An 18,882-nucleotide genomic window follows, 5' to 3' on the forward strand; every position below is an offset into this window, starting at 1 on the left:
GAAGCGGCAGGACAACAACGCGCATTTCACCACCGACCCAACACAAGTCAAAGCCTTCCAACAGACGTTCGAGAGCATCTGGTCGCGCGACAACAACCAGGTGGTGCAGTAGCGCGAGACGAACGAAGCTTTGAGAAAGAGAAACGCCCGGGGCATGTGCTCCGGGCGTGCTTGTCTCTACCGAAATGCGCTGCGAGGTTACTTCGCTTTGCCCTTCGGATTTTCCACAAATTTCGGCGGATGAGTTTCGTCGGCGAAGGCCCAGCCGGAGAGATACGCCAGCCGCAGGATGTTCGCCATCTTCGGGTAGTTGATTTTGTCGGCCGTGTCGGTGATGTGGTGGTAGTCCGGGTGGAAGCCCGTGAACCACCAGAAGGCCGGCACGTTGTGCAGCACGAACGGGAATTGGTCGCTGCGGAAAAAGACGTTCAGCGCCGACTCATGATCGAAGCGGTCGTCGAGTACCAGCCCCACCTTCTTGTTCTGCTCCTCCACCGTGTGCTTGTATTCGGGGCTGTACATGCTGCCGATAAGGTTGAGCCGGTTGGTGGTGTCGGCCGGGATCGTCATGAGTCCGTCGGTCTGCGGGCTGGGTGCTTCGTTGCGGCCAATCATGTCAAAGTTGATCATCGCGCGCGTGGTCTCAAGCGGGCTTACCGGATGCGCGGCTAGGTAGTAAGCGCCGAGCAGGCCGCGCTCTTCTGCGGCAAAGACCACGAAGAGGATGCTGCGCTTCGGACGCTCCGGGTTGGCGGCAAAGGCGCGCGCCAGCTCAACAACGCCGACCGTGCCGGAGCCGTTGTCGTCGGCACCGTGCCAGATACCTTCCTCGGTGATGCCGTCGTGGTCGTGGTGTCCGCTGATGATGACGGTTTCCCCGCGCAGCGTGGGCGAGCTGCCTTCGAGGATGGCACCGATGTTCCAGCTCACGTCCTGCTTCTCATACTGGTTGCGCAGGTGTATCTCTGCACTCGTGCCGGGCAGCGCGCGCGACTGCGGCTTCAAGTCGCGGTCGATGATGGTCTGCGTCTCGGCCGGCGAGTGGCCGGAGCCTTGCATCATCTCGGCGGCCACGGCGTCATTCACGGAGACAATGGGAATCTTCAATTCGTCGTCCACCAGTGCCTGCGAAGCCGGCGGCAGGTGGCGCGTGGCGGAGCCGCCAATGTTCAGCCGTCGCTCCTCGTTGGTGATGTGTTTGCGGTTCGGCTCGGCCACCACCAGCAGTGCGACGGCGCCGTGCTGCTGCGCAATCAGGGCCTTTACGCGCGTGGTGGCGTAGCGCGTGTTGCCGGTACCGTTGAAGATCGAGGCCGCGTTGGTCTCCTGCGGTTCATGGTCGAAGACCAGAACGATCTTTCCCTTCACATCGAGCCCGGCGTAATCGTCATAACCAAGCTCGGGTGCAGTGATGCCGAATCCGGCAAAGACCACTGGCGCGCTGATGTCGACGGCGTGCTTGAAGGCGCCGAAGGCCTCCGAGGGCTGGAGCTTCTTCTCCTGTCCGTTGCGCGTCAGCTTTACGTAACTCTGCGCGCGGTCAGCGCGGTATTCGATCATCGGAACCCTTTGCAGGTAGCTGCCGTTGAACGCGGGTTTCAGCCCGGTCTTGGCCAATTCGGCGGCAACCCACTGCACGGAAACCTCATCGCCCACGGTCAGGGACATGCGGCCCTGGAGCGAATCGGAGGCTATGAAGCCAAGATCGGCGCGAAGGTCCGCTTCGCGGATGGCCTTGTAGCCCGTGGCAACCTTAGCAGGCACCGCCGGCTGTGCAAGCGCCGCGCCCACCAACAGCGACGACACAAGACCGAGTACTGCACCACGCAACATTTGCACTGGAATCTCCTGAGGAACAGCTTGCATTGATGGTAACGCAACACCACGGATGATGTACCCTGTGGCGACACCATGCCACTGGACTTCACATGCGGAACGCTGGCCGCCGGGCTGGCATGCTACGGGCGCGGCGAGTTCTATGCGGCGCACGAGCACTGGGAGCACGCATGGCTCGCAATGGGCAAGCTTTCGACGCCGGAGAAACTCTACCTTCAGGCGCTCATTCAGCTCACATCGGCGCGGCATCACCTTCTGCGCGGCAACCTCGCGGGGGCTGCCTCTCTGCTGGCAAAGGCGCAAAGTGGATTGGAGAAGGAAGCGCCAGCGCTGACGGGCGCCAATGCGGCGCGCTTCCTTTGCGATGCCGATGCGATGCAGCGCGAGCTGCAGGCGCGACGCGAACAGCCTTGAGCGCGCGTCATATCTTGAGTGCCATCGGAAAAGCGCACAATCTGATGCTCGCGCGGCCTCCGGTTCATCTATAAAGAAGCTGATACCTATTGAACGCGGGAATCGGGAGCCATTGAATCTCTACAGCCTGGTCACGGCGGTCCGTCTGGCGCTGGACGCAATACGCGCGCACAAACTGCGCAGCTTTCTCACGCTGCTCGGCGTCATTATTGGCGTTGCCAGCGTCATTCTGGTCGGCGCAGCCATTGACGGCCTTGGCGTTTACGCCGACCGCATGACGGCCAAGACCTTCGGCACGGACAGCTACCTCATTGCGCAGGTGGCGGCCGTCGGGCGCCTGACGGCCAAAGAGCGCGTTGCCAAGCTGCGCTACAACAAGCGCGTGCTGCCGGACGATGTTGCCTACCTGCGCACCGAGACCGGCGACCAGATTCTCTATTCGCCCTACCAGCAGCGCACCGAGGACATCAAGGGCGGCGACACGGTCTACGAGGCAGGCAACCTCATCGGTGTCTCCTCCAGCATGCCGGAGATCCGCGATGTGCCGGTGGAGCAGGGGCGATTCTTCAGCGAGACTGAAGAGCAGATGCGCGCGCCGGTGGCCATCATCGGCGAGGCCATCCGCGCCAAGCTGTTCCCGAACGTGAGTGCGCTCGGTCAGACCATCCGCGCCGGAGGACGCGAGTTCACCGTCATTGGCGTGCTGGAAACGCAGGGCTCCTCATTCGGGCGCACGCTCGACAATCCGGTGTACATCCCCAGTTCGGTCTATACAGCCATGTATGGGGCGAACACGGGCCTCGCCTTCTTTGCCAAGCCGCGCAGTGCCAGCGGCATGAGCATGGATCAGTCGCTCGACGTGACGCGTTCCGCGCTGCGCGTCCGCTTCCACGCCGCGCCCGGCAGGCCGGACAACTTCGACGTGCTGACGCCGGATTCGGTGCGCTCGTTTGTGGATCAGGTGCTGGGCGTTATCTCGGCCATCGTGGTGCCGGTCACAAGCATTTCGCTGGTGGTTGGCGGCATCGTCATCATGAACATCATGCTGGTCTCGGTGACCGAACGCACCCGTGAGATCGGTATTCGCAAATCGCTCGGCGCGCGCCAGCAGGAAATTCTGCTGCAATTTCTGATTGAGTCGATGATGCTCTCGCTCGCCGGAGGCGCGCTGGGCGTGGCCTTGGGCGCAGCGTTCGCGGCGCTGGCTTCGCTGGCCTTCGGGCTTACATTGCACGTCTCCGCCGGATATGTGGTGCTGGCCATCTTTGTCTCGCTCGCGGTCGGCATCATCTCCGGCATCTATCCGGCACGCCGTGCCGCCAAGCTCGACCCCATTGCCGCCCTGAGGGCCGAGTCATGAAGACGACCTCGGCGGCAATGCGCATCAATCTGAATGAGACCTTCAGCATGGCCGGGCGCTCGTTGTGGACGCACCGCTTCCGCTCCGGCCTGACCGTGCTCGGCATTGTCATCGGCATCACCACGGTGGTGACCGTGGCCGCGCTGCTGACCGGCGTGCGCGCCAAGATCGTCGAGTTCTTTCAGGAGTTCGGCCCGGAGAGCGTTTTTGTCGCCCGACTGAGTGGCGACCCCAGCGGCATGAACGCTCCGCCGCGCGAGTTCAAACGCCGCCCGCTCAGGCCCGAGGACGCCGACTACCTGAAGAACGTGGTGCGCTCCATTGACGATGTCGGCATTGCGCTCTACTACCTGCCTCCGGCGGGCAAACTGATGACCGCCAAGGTGCCGGGGTTCGAGTCGGATGAAATCTCCATCACCGGCCAGACGCCGAACATGTTCGACATTTCTCCGCGTGCGCTACGCGCCGGCCGGCTGTTTACTCCGCAGGAGGCCAAGCGCGCCGACAAGGTCGCGCTGATTGGCGCAAGCCTTGCCGACGCCTTGTTCCCGAACGGCGATGGCATTGGGCAGCAGGTCGTCATTGATGGCGCCGAGTACACGGTGATCGGCGTCTTTGACAAGGCCAAGGGCGGCTTCTTCGGAGAGAACGGCCTCGACCGCCAGGTGACGATTCCGCTTGAAACGCTGCGGCTGCGCTATCCGCAGGCCGATAACTTCTTCCTGACCGCGCACGCCATGACCGGCCGCCGCGATGACGCCATCGAAGAGATACGGGCCGCCATGCGCCGCCTGCGGCATGTGCCGCTTGGGGTGGAGGACGACTTTTCCATCTCCACCGCCGACTCGGTCATCAAGAACTTTGACCAGATCACCGGCATGGTCATTCTGGTTTCCATTGCGCTCAGCGGCATGGGGCTACTGGTGGGCGGCATCGGCGTCATGAACATCATGCTGGTCTCGGTGACGGAGCGCACCCGCGAAATCGGTGTGCGCAAGGCACTGGGCGCGCGTCGGGCAGACATTATTCTGCAATTCCTATCGGAGGCCGTGGCGCTTACCGGCATCGGCGGTGTGCTTGGCATTGCGGTCTCGCTGCTGGTCTCCGCGGTGCTGGGCGCGGCGATGCCCGCGCTGAACCCCACGGTGCCGCTGTGGGCGATTGCGGCCGGCATGCTGATGTCGGTCGGCACCGGCATCTTTTTCGGTGTCTACCCGGCGGTGCAGGCCTCGCGGCTGGACCCGGTGGAGGCGCTCCGCTACGAGTAAGCCGCGGAAAACACGCACTTTCCGGGCAGATAAAGCCCGGTCTGCAAGCTCGGTAAGAGCGATAGCCGCGCTTTATAGACCCAATAAAAAACTTCGATAAGCTGTGTTGCACATTGTGTTAGCCGATGGCCCCGCGTCACGTTAACCTGAACGTACCGGTCTGTCCAAAATATCTATTCAAGCGTCCACCGACCCTTGCAAGGAGGTTCATGTCTACGGAATTGCGCAATTTTCTCGAGCTCCCCTACGCGGAGTTGGAAGAGCTTAACCTGAATGCAAAAGAGCAGCGCAAAAAGCGCGTGCCGACCGATCAGATTCGTGAAGAACGGCTGAAGTACCTGACCGACGAGAAGCGGATCAAGGCCGTTACCGTGCTGTTCAGCGACCTCGAAGGCCGCCTGCACATGCTCGACTATGACAAGAAGTTCCTTCTTGGCGCCTATAACAACCTGACCTTTGACGGCAGCTCGATCCGCGGCTTTACCGCGCAGCGCGAGAGCGACCTTCGCCTCGCCATCGACTGGGGATCCTTCTACTGGGTGCCGGCTGACATCTTTGCGCCCGGCAAGGTCATGGTCTTCGGCGAAGTCATCGACAAGGACGGCACGCCCTACTCGGCCGACATCCGCGGCGTGCTCAAGCACTTTGCCCAGGCGCAGTATGACAAGAACGGCTACACGCTGAACGCAGCCAACGAAATTGAAGGCTTCCTGTTCAATGGCATCGACGCCGAGCGCCACTTCCATGAGACCGGCAAGTTCGAACTGGTCGATACCGGTGGCTACTACCACTCGCTGCCGGGCGAGCCGCTACGCGAATTCATTGACACCACGGCTGAAGTGCAGCGCGCCATGGGCTTTGAGAATGAGAAGGACCACCCCGAGGTCGCGCCCTCTCAGTTCGAGATCAACTACAGCTATGCCGACGTGCTGACCGCCGCCGACCAGATCCAGCTCTACAAGCTGATCTGCCGCCAGGTGGCCACCAAGATGGGCATGAGCGCCTCGTTCCTGCCCAAGCCGGTTGTGGGCGTCAACGGCAGCGGCATGCACACCAACGTTTCGGTCAGCAAGAACGGCAAGAACCTGTTCTGGGATCCGAAGGGCCAGGAGATGCTCAGCAAGTTCGGCTGGGAATTTACCGACCGCATCCTGACCGCCGGCAACGACCTGTGCCTGATGCTGAACGCCAGCGTCAACGCCTATCGCCGCCTCGATCCGCACTTTGAAGCGCCGAACCAGATCAAGGCTTCGGCCACCGATCGCGGATCCATGGTGCGCATCCCGATCGGCAACGAGCGCTCCATGCGCGTCGAAGTCCGTTCGGTGGGTCCGGACGCCAACCCGTACATGGTCATGCTGTCGGTCTTCAAGACCGGCCTCGAAGGTCAGATCGCCAAGATCAAGAACCTGCGCCAGGCCGAGCGCTACCTGCCCGACAACATCTACACCGCGCTGGATAACTTCCGCGGCTCCGAGTGGGCCACCAAACTGCTCGGTGCCGACGTGAAGGAGCGCTTTGCCGAACTGAAGCAGAACTCGGCCGACCGCTGCCCGCGCCTGCTTGGCACCATCGTCAAGCCCAGCGAAGTTCAGTTCCATCACTTCGTCTACAACCAGAGCCTCTGGAACATGTTCTAGTCTGCTCTGCGCGCATCAAGCGAACGCCCCGGCCATGGCCGGGGCGTTTTGCGTTGCCTGCAACGTCAAGCCGCTACTTCTGCGGCGAAGTCTCCAGCAGTCCATTGCGGAAGAGCAGTCCGGCCACTACTCCCGCAAGGCTCGGAACCACCAAGAACAGCCAGACCTGCGCGAGCGCGTGTCCGCCAACCAGCAGGGCCGGGCCAAAGCTGCGCGCCGGGTTCACCGAGACGCCCGTGATGTTGATGCCGAAGATGTGGATCACGACCAGCGTGATACCGATGGCCAGCCCCGCCATCTGCCCGGGCGCCGCCTTCTGCGTGGAGCCAAGAATAACGATGACGAACAACAGCGTGGCGACGAACTCAAAGGTAATGGCCGCCGAAAGCGCGTAGCCTGCGCCGTAGCCTTCGCCCCAGCCGTTCTGGCCGAGTCCGCTGCCGGTTGTGTAGCCCGTGAGCAGCCCGGTGGCGATCACCGACAGCACACCAGCTCCGGCAATGCCGCCGAGAAATTGCGCGGCGATATAGCCAGCCATGTCCCCAATGCTCATGCGCCCAGCCACGAACACTCCGAGGCTGACCGCAGGGTTGATGTGGCATCCCGAGATTGGCCCGATGCCATAGGCCATCGCGATCAGCGCGAAGCCAAATGCAAACGCGATGCCCAGTACGCCCACACTCTTTCCGGCCACCACGGCCGTACCGCAACCGAACAGCACCAGCGTGAAGGTTCCGATGAACTCAGCCAGGTACTTCTTCATTGCGCGCCTCCTGGAGCAGATGTGTCTTACTTGTTGGCACCGTGGGGGAACAGGCTTCTGATGTTGCCCAGCATTTTCAACCGGCGGCCAGCATCGCGCAAGCGATAGTTGTTTGCGCGACGGTGTCTTGCTTTGATACTCCATCCGCCCTTGTTTCACTGGTGACTGTAACCGCGCTTCTGAAATTTGTTTCTTCGATTCTGCTCTACCAAACGAACGCCCCGCTCATGCCGGTGCGTTCTGCGAATTCAGTTCCATTTGCTTCGTTTCCGCGCTAAGCTGCTGCGCGAAACAGGAACGGTGGTCGAGATCATCTCAGTAGATCGAAGGGTCTCCTCGGAGGTCCAACGCAAGTCTAAGATTGAAACTATGAAGCGTCTGGAACCAAGAATCAGGCTCACCGTAAAACCGGCAGAGGACCCTCAGCATCCTGTGGATGCACAAGATTTTTTGACGACAGCCTCGAAGTGGTTGACAGCTCTTTCGGAACTGGCATTGTCAACAGGGAAACAAGTGAGGTGGGAAATCACCGCACTGGAGCGTTCCTCAGCCATTCTCGAGGTAGAGCCTGTAGATGCACAGACGGGTGTCATCGCTGGCGGCATTGTTGAGCGTTGGAATGCTGTAATTGACGAAATAGAGCATACAGGCAAGGCTCCTGATGGCGTCAAGCGCACTGTAATCAACGCGTTGGCTGACTTTGGCAATGCTACGACCAACCTGAACGTTTCAGTTTCAAGAATTGATAGTAGTGAACCAAGACCAATCACGGTATTGACGCAAAAAAGGATGAATGAGGCCGTCGCATCTCTCCCATCAGAAGAGTATGCAATGCCAGGAATTATTAGGGGTAGACTCGCGGTTCTGAATAGCTGGAATCCAAAAGAGCGTTGGTTTAGATTACAACTTCCACTGGCTCCCGAGAGACATGTGAAGTGTTTCTATTCTGACGAAGGATTTATTGGGAAGTTGGGGGAGACTTTTGAACACCTGCTGGATGTGTCAGGGCTGCTCTACTACCGTTCTGGTGATCCATGGCCCTATCAAGTAAATGTGGAGAATGTGAGGCAGCTACCTGAAACTCCATCTCTAAGCATTGAAGCCCTTGAAGGGGCTCTGCGTCTACCGGAGGGATTAGATTCCGTTGCATTCGTGAGGAGACTACGCGATGCCGACTAAGGCTCCTCAACTTATTGTTTGGGATACATGTTGTTTACTTGGGTTCTTTAATAAGGAGGAAGATAAACTTCCAGGCTTAAACTACGAGTTGAGCGAGTGCGAAAACCATAGATGTATTATCGGCATTCCTACGGCAGTCCTGGGAGAAGTTGTTCGAGTCAATAATGACCAGCCAGCGGAACACGTACTCTCTGCTTTTCTCGATTATCCCTTTGTCCAGCAGTTAAACAACAACAGAGACGTCGGTCTTCTTACAAGCCGTTTGGGTTTTCGATTCGATTTTCGGAACTCACCCGAGATATTGGCTCGTGCCATTGATCATGGTTGTCCCTCAGATCAGAAGCGCCTGAAATCAAAAGATGCCGAAATTCTCGCAACGGCAATCATATATAAAGCCACGAAATTGACTACATATGATCCATTTCTGTTGTTCGTGGGACATGAGTTCATTAGGGCCGAATATGGATTATTGGTAGATACCCCTAACTCTGCATTATTGCCATTCACCTTGTAAGAACAGAGTGTTCTACTTTTCCTCCATAACGAACGTCTGCATGTGTTTCTCTCTGCAAAATGAACGACTGAATCCTGTTTTTCTTATGGCGGAATTAGCTTGACAGCCTGAGGGGCGGTGGGTAGAGTTCCGGGCTGCCCGGCGGTAAAAGCGAATGTTCGTTTTCGTTTTTGCTGTCGGGGATTGTGGGCCTCGCAAAGAAAACGGACGTTCGTTTTATTGGGTACCCGAAAGACCGGATTTCCACCCCTCGGAGACCACGGCCATGCCCAAACTGCAAGGCGAGACCGTCGAGCGCAACCAGATCCACATCGAGGACACTGCGCTCGCCATCTTTACCCGACAGGGATACCACGGCACCAGTGTGCGGGAAATCGCCGAGGCCGCCGGCATCTCGCTCGGAAACATCTACAACTACTACCGCACCAAGGAAGAGATTTTCGAGAGCCTCGTCCGCCGCTATGGGCTGCGCATGGCCCAGGTGCAGGCTGAGACCCTGACCCCGCTGCTGGGGTCCATGTCGGAGGAGAACCTCGGACGACTGGCGCAGGCTGTGCGCGAGATCGTCGCCAACCACCCCGACTACTGGCGCCTGATGTACATCGACGTCGTCGAGTTCGGCAACAAGCATTTCCGCCACATTTTCCAGGACCTTCCTTCGGCGCTGCGGGCCATGAGCCCCAACGCGTTTCCCAAGAAGAGTCCCAAGGGTGTGGATCCGGCGCTGGCCTTTGCGGCCGTGTACCTGCAGTTCTTTCTTTACTACCTCGTTGAGACGCTATTTGGTGGCCATGACCACCTCGGTGTTCCGGAATCAGAAGCGATCGCCCACTTCATACGGGTTGCAACCCAGGGTTGCGGCAATCAGACGCCGAAGCGGAGCGCGCCCCTCGCGCCCCGCCGGGCGGATCGTTTGATCGGGAGCCGACACAGGAGGAAGAAATGAAGTCCACACGCATCCACTGGATCCTTTGCCTTGCGCTCGTGCTGGTCCTCGGAGGCCAACTGCTGGCGCAGACCGCCACCACCGGGCAGGTCTCGGGCACAGTCACCGACCCCTCGGGCGCCGTCGTCACCACCGCCAACCTCACGCTGGTCAATGAGAGCGGCGTCAAGCGCACGGTGCCCACTGACGCCACCGGCCACTACGCCTTTCCGCTGCTGCCACCGGGCCTCTACACGCTTGAGTGCTCGGCCAAGGGCTTCTCCCGCGTAAAGGTGGAGCAGGTGTCCGTGCGCATCACCGAAAGCGCGTTGATCAACCTGTCGATGAAGGTTGCGGCTGCCGGCAGCGAAACGCTCACGGTCAGCGCCTCAGCCGCGCAGGTGAACACCGAGAACGCCACCACCGGACAGGTCATTGAGCAGCAGACCATCACGCAGTTGCCGCTGCCCACCCGCAACTTCACGCAGTTGCTCACGCTCACGCCGGGCACCAGCGGCTCGCTCGCCAACAGCAGCGAACTGGGCCGTGGCGATGCGGTCATCAGCGTCAACGGCTCGCGCACCACGTCGAACGCCGTGGTCATCAACGGCATGGACGCCAGCTCCATTGGCACCGGTGCCACGCCGAACCTTGCTGTGCCCGCCACCGACACGCTGCAGGAATTCATCGTTCAGACCAGCCTCTACGACGCCACGCAGGGACGCAGCACCGGCGGCGTGGTTGCGGCCGTCACCAAGAGCGGAAGCGACCAGTATCACGGTTCGCTCTATGAGTTCCTGCGCAATGACGCGCTCAATGCCAACAACTTCTTCCTGAAGCAGCAGGGAACCGATCGCCCGGTCTACAAGCGCAATCAGTTCGGCGCCGCCCTGGGCGGACCGATCGTGAAGGGCAAAGCGTGGTTCTTCCTCTCGTATCAGGGAACGCGCGAAACCAACGGCACTTCGCTGCTGAACTCGCTGTCGACGGTGACGGTGCCTGCCGGATTGACCAGCGATCGCTCGGCGGCCGGTGTAGCTACTGCCGTGGGACTGCCCTCGGCGCTCTACGTCAACGCCATCGCGCTAAAGATGTTCCAGGCCACGCTACCCAACGGGCAGTACCTGATTCCGTCGGCCATCAACGGCAGCGGAACGGTGACCATTCCTACCACTTCGAAGTTCCAGGAAGACCAGTTCAACACCAATATCGATTTTCAGGTGAACTCCAAGAACCGCCTCAGCGCCAAGTTCTTCTGGGCGAACAACCCGACCAAGCAGGGCTTGTACAGCTTTGCCGGTGTGCAGAACCCGTTGCAGGCTCCGGGTGCGGCCACCGAGGTCGACATTCACAACCGCGTGCTGTCCTTCAATGACACGCACGTCATCTCCAACACGGCGGTCAACGATTTTCGTCTGGGAGGCAACGTCATCACCGCTGCCGGCAGGCCCGACGAGCCGTTCACGGCGGCCGGTTGGGGCATCACCTCGCCGCTGGCCAGCATCTTCCCCGGCGCGCCCACCATCGAGGTCAGCAACTCCATTGACCTGAACGCCTCGCCGCTGGCCGACCAGTTCAGCCAGACAAAGACTTATTCGGTCAATGACACCCTGACGCTCACTCGCGGCAAGCACACCATCAAGCTCGGCACCGAGTACAAGCGGCAGGAGATCAACCTGACGTTCAACGCTTACACCCGCGGCCAGATTTACTTCTACAACTACGCCACCATGGCCATGGGCATGCCGCTGCTCACCATCATGGGCTCCGGCGATCCTTCGCGCGAAAACCGCGCCAACGACTGGGCGGCATTCCTGCAGGAGGATTACCGCGTCAACTCACGCCTGACCCTGAACTTCGGTCTGCGCTACGACTTGTTCGGTCCGTTCTATGAGACCAAGGGCCGCTTTGTCGGCTTCGATCCGAACAAAGTGGTTTACGACGCCGCGACCTACACCATGACCGCTGGCTTTGTGCAGGCGGGCAACGGACACCTCGAGGGCGTGCCCAAGGTGACCAACGGCCTCGTCTCACTCGACGGCAACAATCTTGCGCCGCGCTTCGGCTTCAGCTTCCGGCCGCTGGCCAGCGACAAGATGGTCATCCGCGGCGGCGCCGGCATCTACTACGACCGCATGAACTCCCGTCTGTTCAACAGCCAGGTGTTCAACACGCCGTATGACATGGTTGCCGTCAGCCCGGTCTCCAACTTCACCACCAACATCATCAACCTGGCGGCGCCGTTCGTGAACGTGCCGCTGCCCAGCGCTTTCCCGCTCAGCACGGCCTCGTTGCCGTACTATCTGCCGGGCTCTCCGCTCTACGGATACACGGCGACCGCGCAGCCCGGCAGCGGCATCTTCCCGGACATTCACAACTTCCGCACGCCGTACACAGAGCAGTACAACCTGGGCGTGCAGTATCAACCGGCGCGCACCTGGCTCGTCGACATCAGCTATGTCGGCTCCAGCGGCCGCAAGCTCACGCATCTTGTGAGCCTCAACACCATCACCGACCCGCTGGCGCAGCAGCCGTATCTGGGCGCCATGTCGAACTTCGTCAGTCCGGTGCTCGGCACCTATGTTGAGCAGACGACCGGCAAGTCGAACTACAACTCGCTGCAGGCCAGCGTGACCAAGCGCTACTCGTTCGGCTTGCAGTTCCTGGCCAGCTACACGTGGTCGCACTCCATCGACGACTACTCGGGCGGCGATGTGAACGACCTGGTGGGCATGCCCGGCAACACGAAGCTGCATTACTTCGCGTCGTCGGACTTCGACCGCCGCCACCGTTTCATCGTCAGCTACATGTACGACGTGCCGAAGCTCTATCGTGGTGCCAACAAGACGGCTGCCAGCCTCATCAATAACTGGCAGATCGCCGGCATTACCACGTTCCAGACGGGCACGCCGTTCAGCATCGTCGGCTCGGCCTCGGCCTTCTCCAGCGTCTTCGGTCAACTGGCCAGCGGACGCACCGTGGATTCGGCTGTCAAGCATGGCGACGTCATGAGCCGGCTGAATTCGTACTTCGACACCACGGCCTTCACCACGGTTCCCGCCTACACCTATGGCAATCCGCTGCGCAACGTCATGCGCGGGCCGGGGCAGTCCAACTGGGACTTCTCCGTGGTCAAGTTCTTCCCGTTGACTGACACGCAGAAGGTCGAATTCCGCAGTGAGTTCTTCAACATCTTCAACCACACGAACTTTGCCAACCCGGTCAGTGTTTATGGGACAACGTTCGGCCACGTCATCCGCACCTCGACGGGACCGCGCGTGGCGCAGTTCGCGCTGAAGTACAACTTCTAACCCGGCGTCATCCGTCCGGTGGGCCTGCTTCGTGCAGGTTCACCGGACAGGACCGCCCGAACAGGTCTCCATGTTGGAGACGGGGGAACCGGAACCATGAATGAGTTCGGATTGCGTGACAAGGTTGTGATCGTCACCGGCGCCTCGGCAGGCATCGGCAAGGCCACGGCGCTGCGCTTCGCCCGTGAAGGCGCACGCATTGCAGCTTGGGACGTGAACAACAAGAACGCCGCGGATCTCTCCGAGGCCATCCAGCAGGCGGGCGGGCAGTGCCTGTTCCAGGTGGTGAACGTCGCAGAGAAGGACGCGGTTGAAGCCGCCGTCGCCGAGGTTGTTTCGCGCTGGCAGCGGGTGGACGTACTGGTGAACAACGCGGGCATTGTGCGCGACGCGCAACTGGTGAAGTTCAAGGATGGCGCGGTGGTTTCCACCATGACGGACGAGCAGTGGGATGCGGTCCTCGGCGTGAACCTGAAGGGCGTCTTCCTCTGCACGCGGGCCGTGGTGCCGGTCATGATCGCGCAGGGTGCGGGCGTCATTCTCAGTGCTTCGTCGGTGGTGGGCCTCTATGGCAACTTTGGCCAGACGAACTACGTGGCCACCAAGGCGGGCGTTATTGGCATGACCAAGACCTGGGCGCGCGAACTGGGCAAGTTCGGCATTCGCGTCAACGCGGTTGCGCCGGGCTTTATCGCCACGGAAATTCTCAGCGCTATGCCGGAAAAAGTCATCGAAAGCATGAAGCAGCATACGCCGCTTGGCCGCATGGGCAAGCCCGAGGACATTGCCAACGCCTACTGCTGGCTCGCCAGCGATCAGGCCGCCTACGTCAGCGGAACCTGCCTCTCGGTCGACGGCGCGCTTGTGGTCGGGACATAACCAGAAGCGGAGAAGATAAGCATGCGATACGCAACCATTGTTTCCACCGCAAGATACGTGCCCGAGCGCCTGGTGACGAATAACGACATGCGCCCGCAACTGGCGCACGTGCCGGAATTCATCGACAAGATGGAGGCCGGCAGCGGCATCCGCCAGCGTTACTACGCGCCCGACGACTGGGCCACCAGCGACGTGGCGTTGCCCGCCGCAAGATTGGCGCTCGAGCGCGCCGGACGCAAGCCGGAGGATGTCGACCTCATCATCCTCGGCACCGATTCGCCCGACTACATCACGCCCTCCACCAGCGTGGTGCTGCAGCACAAGCTGGGCGCGAAGAACGCTGGCACCTTCGACGTGGGTTGTGCTTGCGCCTCGTTCCCCACGGGGCTTTCCGCGGGCGCGGGCCTGATTGCCACCAATCCTTCCATCAAGACCGTGCTCGTGGTCGGCGTCTACCTGATGCACAAACTCGCCGACCCGCATGACCCCATGATCTTCTTCTATGGCGACGGAGCCGGGGCGGCCGTGCTTGAACCCTCCGACAGGCCGGGCTACCTCGGCTCCGCCTTCCAGGCCGATGGCAGCTACGCCGACAAGTGGATGATCGCCGCCGGTGGTACCGCCGAACCCGCCACGGTCGCCAACGTGGAGAACGGCCGAACCAAGGTCAGGATGTATGACCGCTATCCGCCGGAGATCAACGACGAGGGCTGGCCGAGGCTGGTGCGCAAGCTCCAGACCGATATTGGCTTCTCGCTCGAAGAGGTCACGCAGATCATCTTCACGCAGGTCCGCAAGGGCACCATCGAACTGGTGATGCAGAAACTCGAACTGCCCATTGAGCGCGCGCATATGATCATGGGCGAATACGGTTACACCGGCTCGGCCTGCGTGGGCATGGCGCTCGACGATGCGATCGAGAAGAAGAAGATCGGTCAGGGCGACCTCGTGTTGCTGGTCGGTTCCGGCGTCGGCTATAACCAGGCGGCGGCGGCCTTCCGCATGCCGTAATGCTTGCGAGGGGTGATGCAGGCAGCATCGCCCCTCACCGTCTCACGGGGGAATTATGTTCAAGCTGGTCCTGCTCGTGATCGTCGTGTTCGTGGTGTTTGCCGTAGTGCCTACCATGGTGTCCATGTGGCGTTCGCCCATCGCCATGCTCTTCCGTCGTGACCGCCGCGCGCTGCAAAACGCTGGCTTTGTGCGCTCCATCGTGGAGAGCGGTGCCGGGCCGCAGTGTGTCTTTGAGAGCGGTTCCGGCCCCATCCTGCTGTTGTTGCACGGCGCGGGCGACCACGCCGGGACCTGGGCCAAAGTGGCGCAGGGCTTTGCAAGCAGTTACCACGTCATCGTCCCCGACCTCGCCGGACACGGCGAAAGCGCTCCCTCCAGCGGCCCGCTGCACGTCGGCTCCATCCTTCAGGGGCTGGATGCCGTCATTGCCGCCAAGGCCGCGGGAACGCCGCTGATCATCGTCGGCAATTCGCTTGGCGCGTGGGTGGGCATGTACTACGCCTTCCATCATCCCGAGCGCGTGGCGCGGCTGATCGCCACTGGCGGCGGCGCGGTGCGTGGCGAGCGTCCCGATCTGGTGGAGATTCCGCAGAGCCGCGAGGAGATGATTCGCCTCTTTGAGGCCACGATGGACGCAGCCACACCCAAGCCCGCGGGCTTTGTGCTCGATGACCTTGCGCGCCAGTTGCGCGAAGGGCCGGTGGGCAGGCTTGCAATGGTCGGCAAGGAGGAGATGTCGCAGTACCTGCTCGACGGCCAGCTCTGGCGCATGCGCGTGCCGGTCGATCTGCTGTGGGGAGAGAGTGACCGCCTGGTGCCGTTGACGGTCGCGCGCCGCATGATGCAGGAGTTGCCCGCCAGCCGCCTCACCACCATTCCACATGCCGGACACGTTCCGCAGCAGGAGCATCCCAAGGCCTACGCCAGCGCGCTGCGCCAACTGCTGCTGGCGGAGGTGCCCGCGCCTGCCAACCATGCGCAACAGGAGACGAAGGCGTGAATGCCGGAGACCTGCTCGGCGCGCGTGCACGGCTGACGCCTTCGCGCACGGCCTTCATTTCCGTGGCCGACGGCGCAAGTTACACCTACGCCGAGGCTGACGCACGCGCCACGCGCTGCGCACAGCTCTGGGCCAAGCTCGGTATTGCGGCCGGAGAGCGCGTCGGCATCATCGCGCGCAACCGCATGGAGTATGTGGACGCGCTGTTTGCCGCTGGCAAGAGCGGTGTCATTCTTGTGCCGCTCAACTACCGGTTGGCCCCCGCCGAACTCGAACAGATTGCCCGCGACGCCGAGCTATCCGCCATCCACTACGAGGCATCCTGCGCTCCGCAACTGGCCGCCATTCGTGCCTCGGGCATTGTGCGTCACTGGGTCGCCCTCGACGAAGCTAAGGCACCTACCGATGTGCGCTACGCGCTGGCCTGCGCCTGCTTCGAGCCGCACAACTACGTCGTCCATCGCGCCGCACCCGACGACATCTACTGCATGCTCTACACCAGCGGCACCACCGGCGTTCCCAAGGGAGTCATGATTCCGCACCGCCAGGTGATGGCCAACGCCTATGGCACCGTGCTGAGCTGGGAGTTGAGTTCCGCGGATATTGCGCCCGTGGTGTTGCCCATGTGTCATGCCGGAGGCCTGTTCGTCTTTCTCACGCCGCTCGTGGCCGCCGGAGGAACCATCGCTCTGCATCGTGGCTTTGACCCCGCCGAACTGAGCGCGGCCTTCGGACGCTACGGCTACACGGTGGCGATGGCCGTACCTACGATCTTCAAGATGCTCATCGAGCACGAGTCCTTCGCGCAGGCCGACCTGTCGCGTGTGCGCTGGATGATCAGCGGCGGCGCGCCCCTGCCGCTTTATCTACTGGAGGCCTATCAACAGCGCGGCATCCACTTCAAACAGGGCTACGGCATGACCGAGGTCGGCGTGAACTGCTTTGCGCAGACACTGGAGACCGCGCGCGAAAAGCCCGGCTCGGTCGGTGTGCCGTTCCTGATGACCGAAGCCCGCGTGGTTCGCGCCGACGGCTCACCGTGTGCGCCGGATGAGATTGGCGAACTTCAACTGCGTGGTGCGCATGTCTGCCTCGGCTACTGGCGCAACCCGCAGGCCACCGCCGCCGCCATCGACGCCGAGGGCTGGTTCCACACCGGAGACCAGGCGCGCTGCGACCGCGACGGTTGCTTCTACATCGCCGGGCGCTCCAAGGACATGTTCATCAGCGGCGGCATGAACGTCTATCCGGCGGAGATCGAGAACCTCCTGCTGCAACATCCGGCCGTGCAGGAAGCATCGGTCGTCGCCGTGCCGCATCCAAAGTGGGGAGAGTCGGGCGTGGCTTTTCTTGTGCTGCGCCCCGGTGCGCCGCCCCCACATGAAAGCCTTAACGTGCTGCTGGAGGCGCGGATCGCGCATTACAAGTTGCCGTCGGATTATGTGTTCGTCGAGGAACTGCCGCGCAATGCGCTCGGCAAGGTCGTCAAGCCGCAGTTGCAACAGATGTACCGCGAGCGCCATCCCGAGCTCGCACCGCGCACCTGACGCGGGATTCCGAACCAGAGGACAACCATGAAGAAGATCTACATCGCTGGATACACGCAATCGAAGTTCGGCAAGCTGATGGCCATGACCGTGCCGGAGATTCTCAGCAACGCCATCACCGAAGCCTGCGCCAATGTCGGCTGCGAACCTTCTGTGCTTGACGTGGGTGCCGTCGGCGCGGCCTGCAACATCTCGCTCAACGAGCAGGGCCTCTGCTCGGGGCTGGTGGCCATGGTGCCCGGGCTGGGCGGCAAGCCGATTGAGGCGGTGGAGAACGCCTGCGCCTCCGGCGGACAGGCTGTGCTCTCCACCATTCTGAAGCTGCAGGCTGGCTGGGGCGACGTGGGCTTTGCGCTTGGCTATGAAAAGATGCGTGACGCCGAAGGCAAGATGGATGGCAAGCTGGTCGGCCGGTCGCTCGGCGTCTTCTCGCATCCCGGCGAGCGCGAGGGCAAGGTTTACATCTTTCCGCACCTGTTCGCGGAGATCATGCGCGACTACATGGCGGCCTACGGCGTCAGCGAGCGCGACCTGGCGGCCATTTCTTCGGAGGAATACGCCAACGGCAACCGCAACCCGTATGCGCAGATGCAGAAGATCAAGGTGACGCTCGACGAGTGCGCCAATCTTGGCGAGCGCAACCGCTACATCGTCGACGGTCTGCCGCTGAAGACCTACGACTGCTCGCAGATCACCGACGGCTATGCCACGCTCATCCTCGCCACCGAGGAAGGCCTCGCCAAGCTTGGGGCAAAGAAGCAGGATTGCGTGGAGATTGCCGGCTACGCGCAGGCCACCGACCCGCTGATGAAGGCCGGCCGCGATGTTCTGCATCCGGCGGGAGCGCTGGGCGCCATGCACAAGGCTTATGCGATGGCCGGTGCCTCCGCCGCCGACGTCAACGTGGCCGAAGTGCACGACTGCTTCACCGTCATGGGTGCGCTTGGCACGGAAGTCATCGGCAAAGCCGCGCCGGGCAAGGGCGCGCAGTACTGGGTGGACGGCCGCGCGCGCGTGGATGGCGAGTGCGGCATCAACCTCAGCGGTGGACTCATCGCCAAAGGCCACCCGGTGGGCGCCACCGGCATCGCCATGATCGGCTGGTGCGTGTGGCAGTTGCTGGGCAAGGCTCCGGCGGAGCTTCAGGTGAAAAATCCAAAGCTGGCCGCGACCTTCAATATCGGCGGGCCGGTCTGCGCCTCGGTGTGCACGGTGCTGCGCCGCGCCTGAGC

At 61.6% G+C, this 18,882-nt stretch carries 15 protein-coding genes; 13 read left to right on the forward strand and 2 right to left on the reverse strand.

The window, feature by feature from the left end; translation table 11 throughout:
- Window positions 1-198: 198 nt before the first annotated feature.
- Complete coding sequence (locus tag AC6IZO_RS15200; protein ID WP_497806125.1) at window positions 199-1,833, reverse strand: M20/M25/M40 family metallo-hydrolase; 1,635 nt, start codon at window positions 1,831-1,833, stop codon at window positions 199-201.
- A 78-nt stretch (window positions 1,834-1,911) separates the two neighbouring features.
- Here AC6IZO_RS15200 and AC6IZO_RS15205 point away from each other — a divergent pair, with 78 nt between their 5' ends.
- The 4 genes from AC6IZO_RS15205 to AC6IZO_RS15220 all read left to right on the forward strand — a co-directional run bounded on the left by AC6IZO_RS15205 (window position 1,912) and on the right by AC6IZO_RS15220 (window position 6,518).
- Complete coding sequence (locus AC6IZO_RS15205; RefSeq protein WP_497806127.1) at window positions 1,912-2,250, forward strand: DUF309 domain-containing protein; 339 nt, start codon at window positions 1,912-1,914, stop codon at window positions 2,248-2,250.
- A gap of 112 nt (window positions 2,251-2,362) precedes the next feature.
- Window positions 2,363-3,610 carry an ABC transporter permease gene (locus AC6IZO_RS15210; RefSeq protein WP_497806129.1) on the forward strand — a complete coding sequence of 416 codons (1,248 nt, stop codon included), beginning with the start codon at window positions 2,363-2,365 and terminating at the stop codon, window positions 3,608-3,610.
- Entirely contained in the window at window positions 3,607-4,878 is a 1,272-nt protein-coding gene (locus AC6IZO_RS15215; RefSeq protein ID WP_497806131.1) for an ABC transporter permease, read from the forward strand. The genes AC6IZO_RS15210 and AC6IZO_RS15215 overlap by 4 nt, the downstream gene beginning before the upstream one ends.
- A gap of 209 nt (window positions 4,879-5,087) precedes the next feature.
- A complete protein-coding gene (locus AC6IZO_RS15220; protein ID WP_497806133.1) occupies window positions 5,088-6,518 on the forward strand; it encodes a glutamine synthetase family protein in 1,431 nt (476 codons plus the stop codon).
- A gap of 73 nt (window positions 6,519-6,591) precedes the next feature.
- Here the strand turns inward: AC6IZO_RS15220 and AC6IZO_RS15225 are convergent, their stop codons facing one another.
- Window positions 6,592-7,281 carry an aquaporin gene (locus tag AC6IZO_RS15225; RefSeq protein ID WP_497806135.1) on the reverse strand — a complete coding sequence of 230 codons (690 nt, stop codon included), beginning with the start codon at window positions 7,279-7,281 and terminating at the stop codon, window positions 6,592-6,594.
- A gap of 369 nt (window positions 7,282-7,650) precedes the next feature.
- On the opposite strand from AC6IZO_RS15225, the gene AC6IZO_RS15230 reads away from it, so the two are divergent.
- The 9 genes from AC6IZO_RS15230 (at window position 7,651) to AC6IZO_RS15270 (ending at window position 18,880) form a co-directional block, all read left to right on the forward strand.
- Window positions 7,651-8,460: a hypothetical protein gene (locus AC6IZO_RS15230; protein ID WP_497806137.1), complete on the forward strand. Its 810-nt coding sequence runs from the start codon at window positions 7,651-7,653 to the stop codon at window positions 8,458-8,460.
- Window positions 8,450-8,974 carry a hypothetical protein gene (locus AC6IZO_RS15235; protein ID WP_497806139.1) on the forward strand — a complete coding sequence of 175 codons (525 nt, stop codon included), beginning with the start codon at window positions 8,450-8,452 and terminating at the stop codon, window positions 8,972-8,974. The genes AC6IZO_RS15230 and AC6IZO_RS15235 overlap by 11 nt, the downstream gene beginning before the upstream one ends.
- Window positions 8,975-9,239: 265 nt before the next feature.
- Window positions 9,240-9,920 carry a TetR/AcrR family transcriptional regulator gene (locus tag AC6IZO_RS15240; protein ID WP_497806141.1) on the forward strand — a complete coding sequence of 227 codons (681 nt, stop codon included), beginning with the start codon at window positions 9,240-9,242 and terminating at the stop codon, window positions 9,918-9,920.
- Complete coding sequence (locus AC6IZO_RS15245) at window positions 9,917-13,210, forward strand: TonB-dependent receptor (protein ID WP_497806143.1); 3,294 nt, start codon at window positions 9,917-9,919, stop codon at window positions 13,208-13,210. The genes AC6IZO_RS15240 and AC6IZO_RS15245 overlap by 4 nt, the downstream gene beginning before the upstream one ends.
- A 96-nt stretch (window positions 13,211-13,306) precedes the next feature.
- Window positions 13,307-14,089 (forward strand): beta-ketoacyl-ACP reductase, encoded by a 783-nt coding sequence (locus tag AC6IZO_RS15250; RefSeq protein ID WP_497806145.1) that lies wholly within the window; start codon window positions 13,307-13,309, stop codon window positions 14,087-14,089.
- Between the two features lie 21 nt (window positions 14,090-14,110).
- On the forward strand, window positions 14,111-15,100 hold the full coding sequence (locus tag AC6IZO_RS15255) for a 3-oxoacyl-ACP synthase III family protein (RefSeq protein WP_497806147.1): 990 nt from the start codon (window positions 14,111-14,113) through the stop codon (window positions 15,098-15,100).
- Window positions 15,101-15,155: 55 nt separating this feature from the next.
- Entirely contained in the window at window positions 15,156-16,103 is a 948-nt protein-coding gene (locus AC6IZO_RS15260) for an alpha/beta fold hydrolase (protein WP_497806149.1), read from the forward strand.
- Entirely contained in the window at window positions 16,100-17,650 is a 1,551-nt protein-coding gene (locus AC6IZO_RS15265) for a class I adenylate-forming enzyme family protein (RefSeq protein ID WP_497806150.1), read from the forward strand. Before AC6IZO_RS15260 ends, AC6IZO_RS15265 begins: the two co-directional genes overlap by 4 nt.
- Window positions 17,651-17,677: 27 nt before the next feature.
- The gene (locus AC6IZO_RS15270; RefSeq protein ID WP_497806152.1) at window positions 17,678-18,880 is read left to right on the forward strand and encodes a thiolase C-terminal domain-containing protein; all 1,203 of its coding nucleotides are present in this window, start codon (window positions 17,678-17,680) and stop codon (window positions 18,878-18,880) included.
- Window positions 18,881-18,882 lie beyond the last annotated feature (2 nt).

The sequence above is a fragment of the Oryzophilus luti genome (genome assembly GCF_059726245.1).

Excerpts from the sequence above, each read along its gene's own strand:
- AC6IZO_RS15200 (WP_497806125.1), bottom strand. The coding sequence starts at position 1,833 with ATGTTGCGTGGTGCAGTACTCGGTCTTGTGTCGTCGCTGTTGGTGGGC.
- AC6IZO_RS15205 (WP_497806127.1), top strand. The coding sequence starts at position 1,912 with ATGCCACTGGACTTCACATGCGGAACGCTGGCCGCCGGGCTGGCATGC.
- AC6IZO_RS15215 (WP_497806131.1), top strand. The coding sequence starts at position 3,607 with ATGAAGACGACCTCGGCGGCAATGCGCATCAATCTGAATGAGACCTTC.
- AC6IZO_RS15220 (WP_497806133.1), top strand. The coding sequence starts at position 5,088 with ATGTCTACGGAATTGCGCAATTTTCTCGAGCTCCCCTACGCGGAGTTG.
- AC6IZO_RS15225 (WP_497806135.1), bottom strand. The coding sequence starts at position 7,281 with ATGAAGAAGTACCTGGCTGAGTTCATCGGAACCTTCACGCTGGTGCTG.
- AC6IZO_RS15230 (WP_497806137.1), top strand. The coding sequence starts at position 7,651 with ATGAAGCGTCTGGAACCAAGAATCAGGCTCACCGTAAAACCGGCAGAG.
- AC6IZO_RS15235 (WP_497806139.1), top strand. The coding sequence starts at position 8,450 with ATGCCGACTAAGGCTCCTCAACTTATTGTTTGGGATACATGTTGTTTA.
- AC6IZO_RS15240 (WP_497806141.1), top strand. The coding sequence starts at position 9,240 with ATGCCCAAACTGCAAGGCGAGACCGTCGAGCGCAACCAGATCCACATC.
- AC6IZO_RS15245 (WP_497806143.1), top strand. The coding sequence starts at position 9,917 with ATGAAGTCCACACGCATCCACTGGATCCTTTGCCTTGCGCTCGTGCTG.
- AC6IZO_RS15250 (WP_497806145.1), top strand. The coding sequence starts at position 13,307 with ATGAATGAGTTCGGATTGCGTGACAAGGTTGTGATCGTCACCGGCGCC.
- AC6IZO_RS15255 (WP_497806147.1), top strand. The coding sequence starts at position 14,111 with ATGCGATACGCAACCATTGTTTCCACCGCAAGATACGTGCCCGAGCGC.
- AC6IZO_RS15260 (WP_497806149.1), top strand. The coding sequence starts at position 15,156 with ATGTTCAAGCTGGTCCTGCTCGTGATCGTCGTGTTCGTGGTGTTTGCC.
- AC6IZO_RS15270 (WP_497806152.1), top strand. The coding sequence starts at position 17,678 with ATGAAGAAGATCTACATCGCTGGATACACGCAATCGAAGTTCGGCAAG.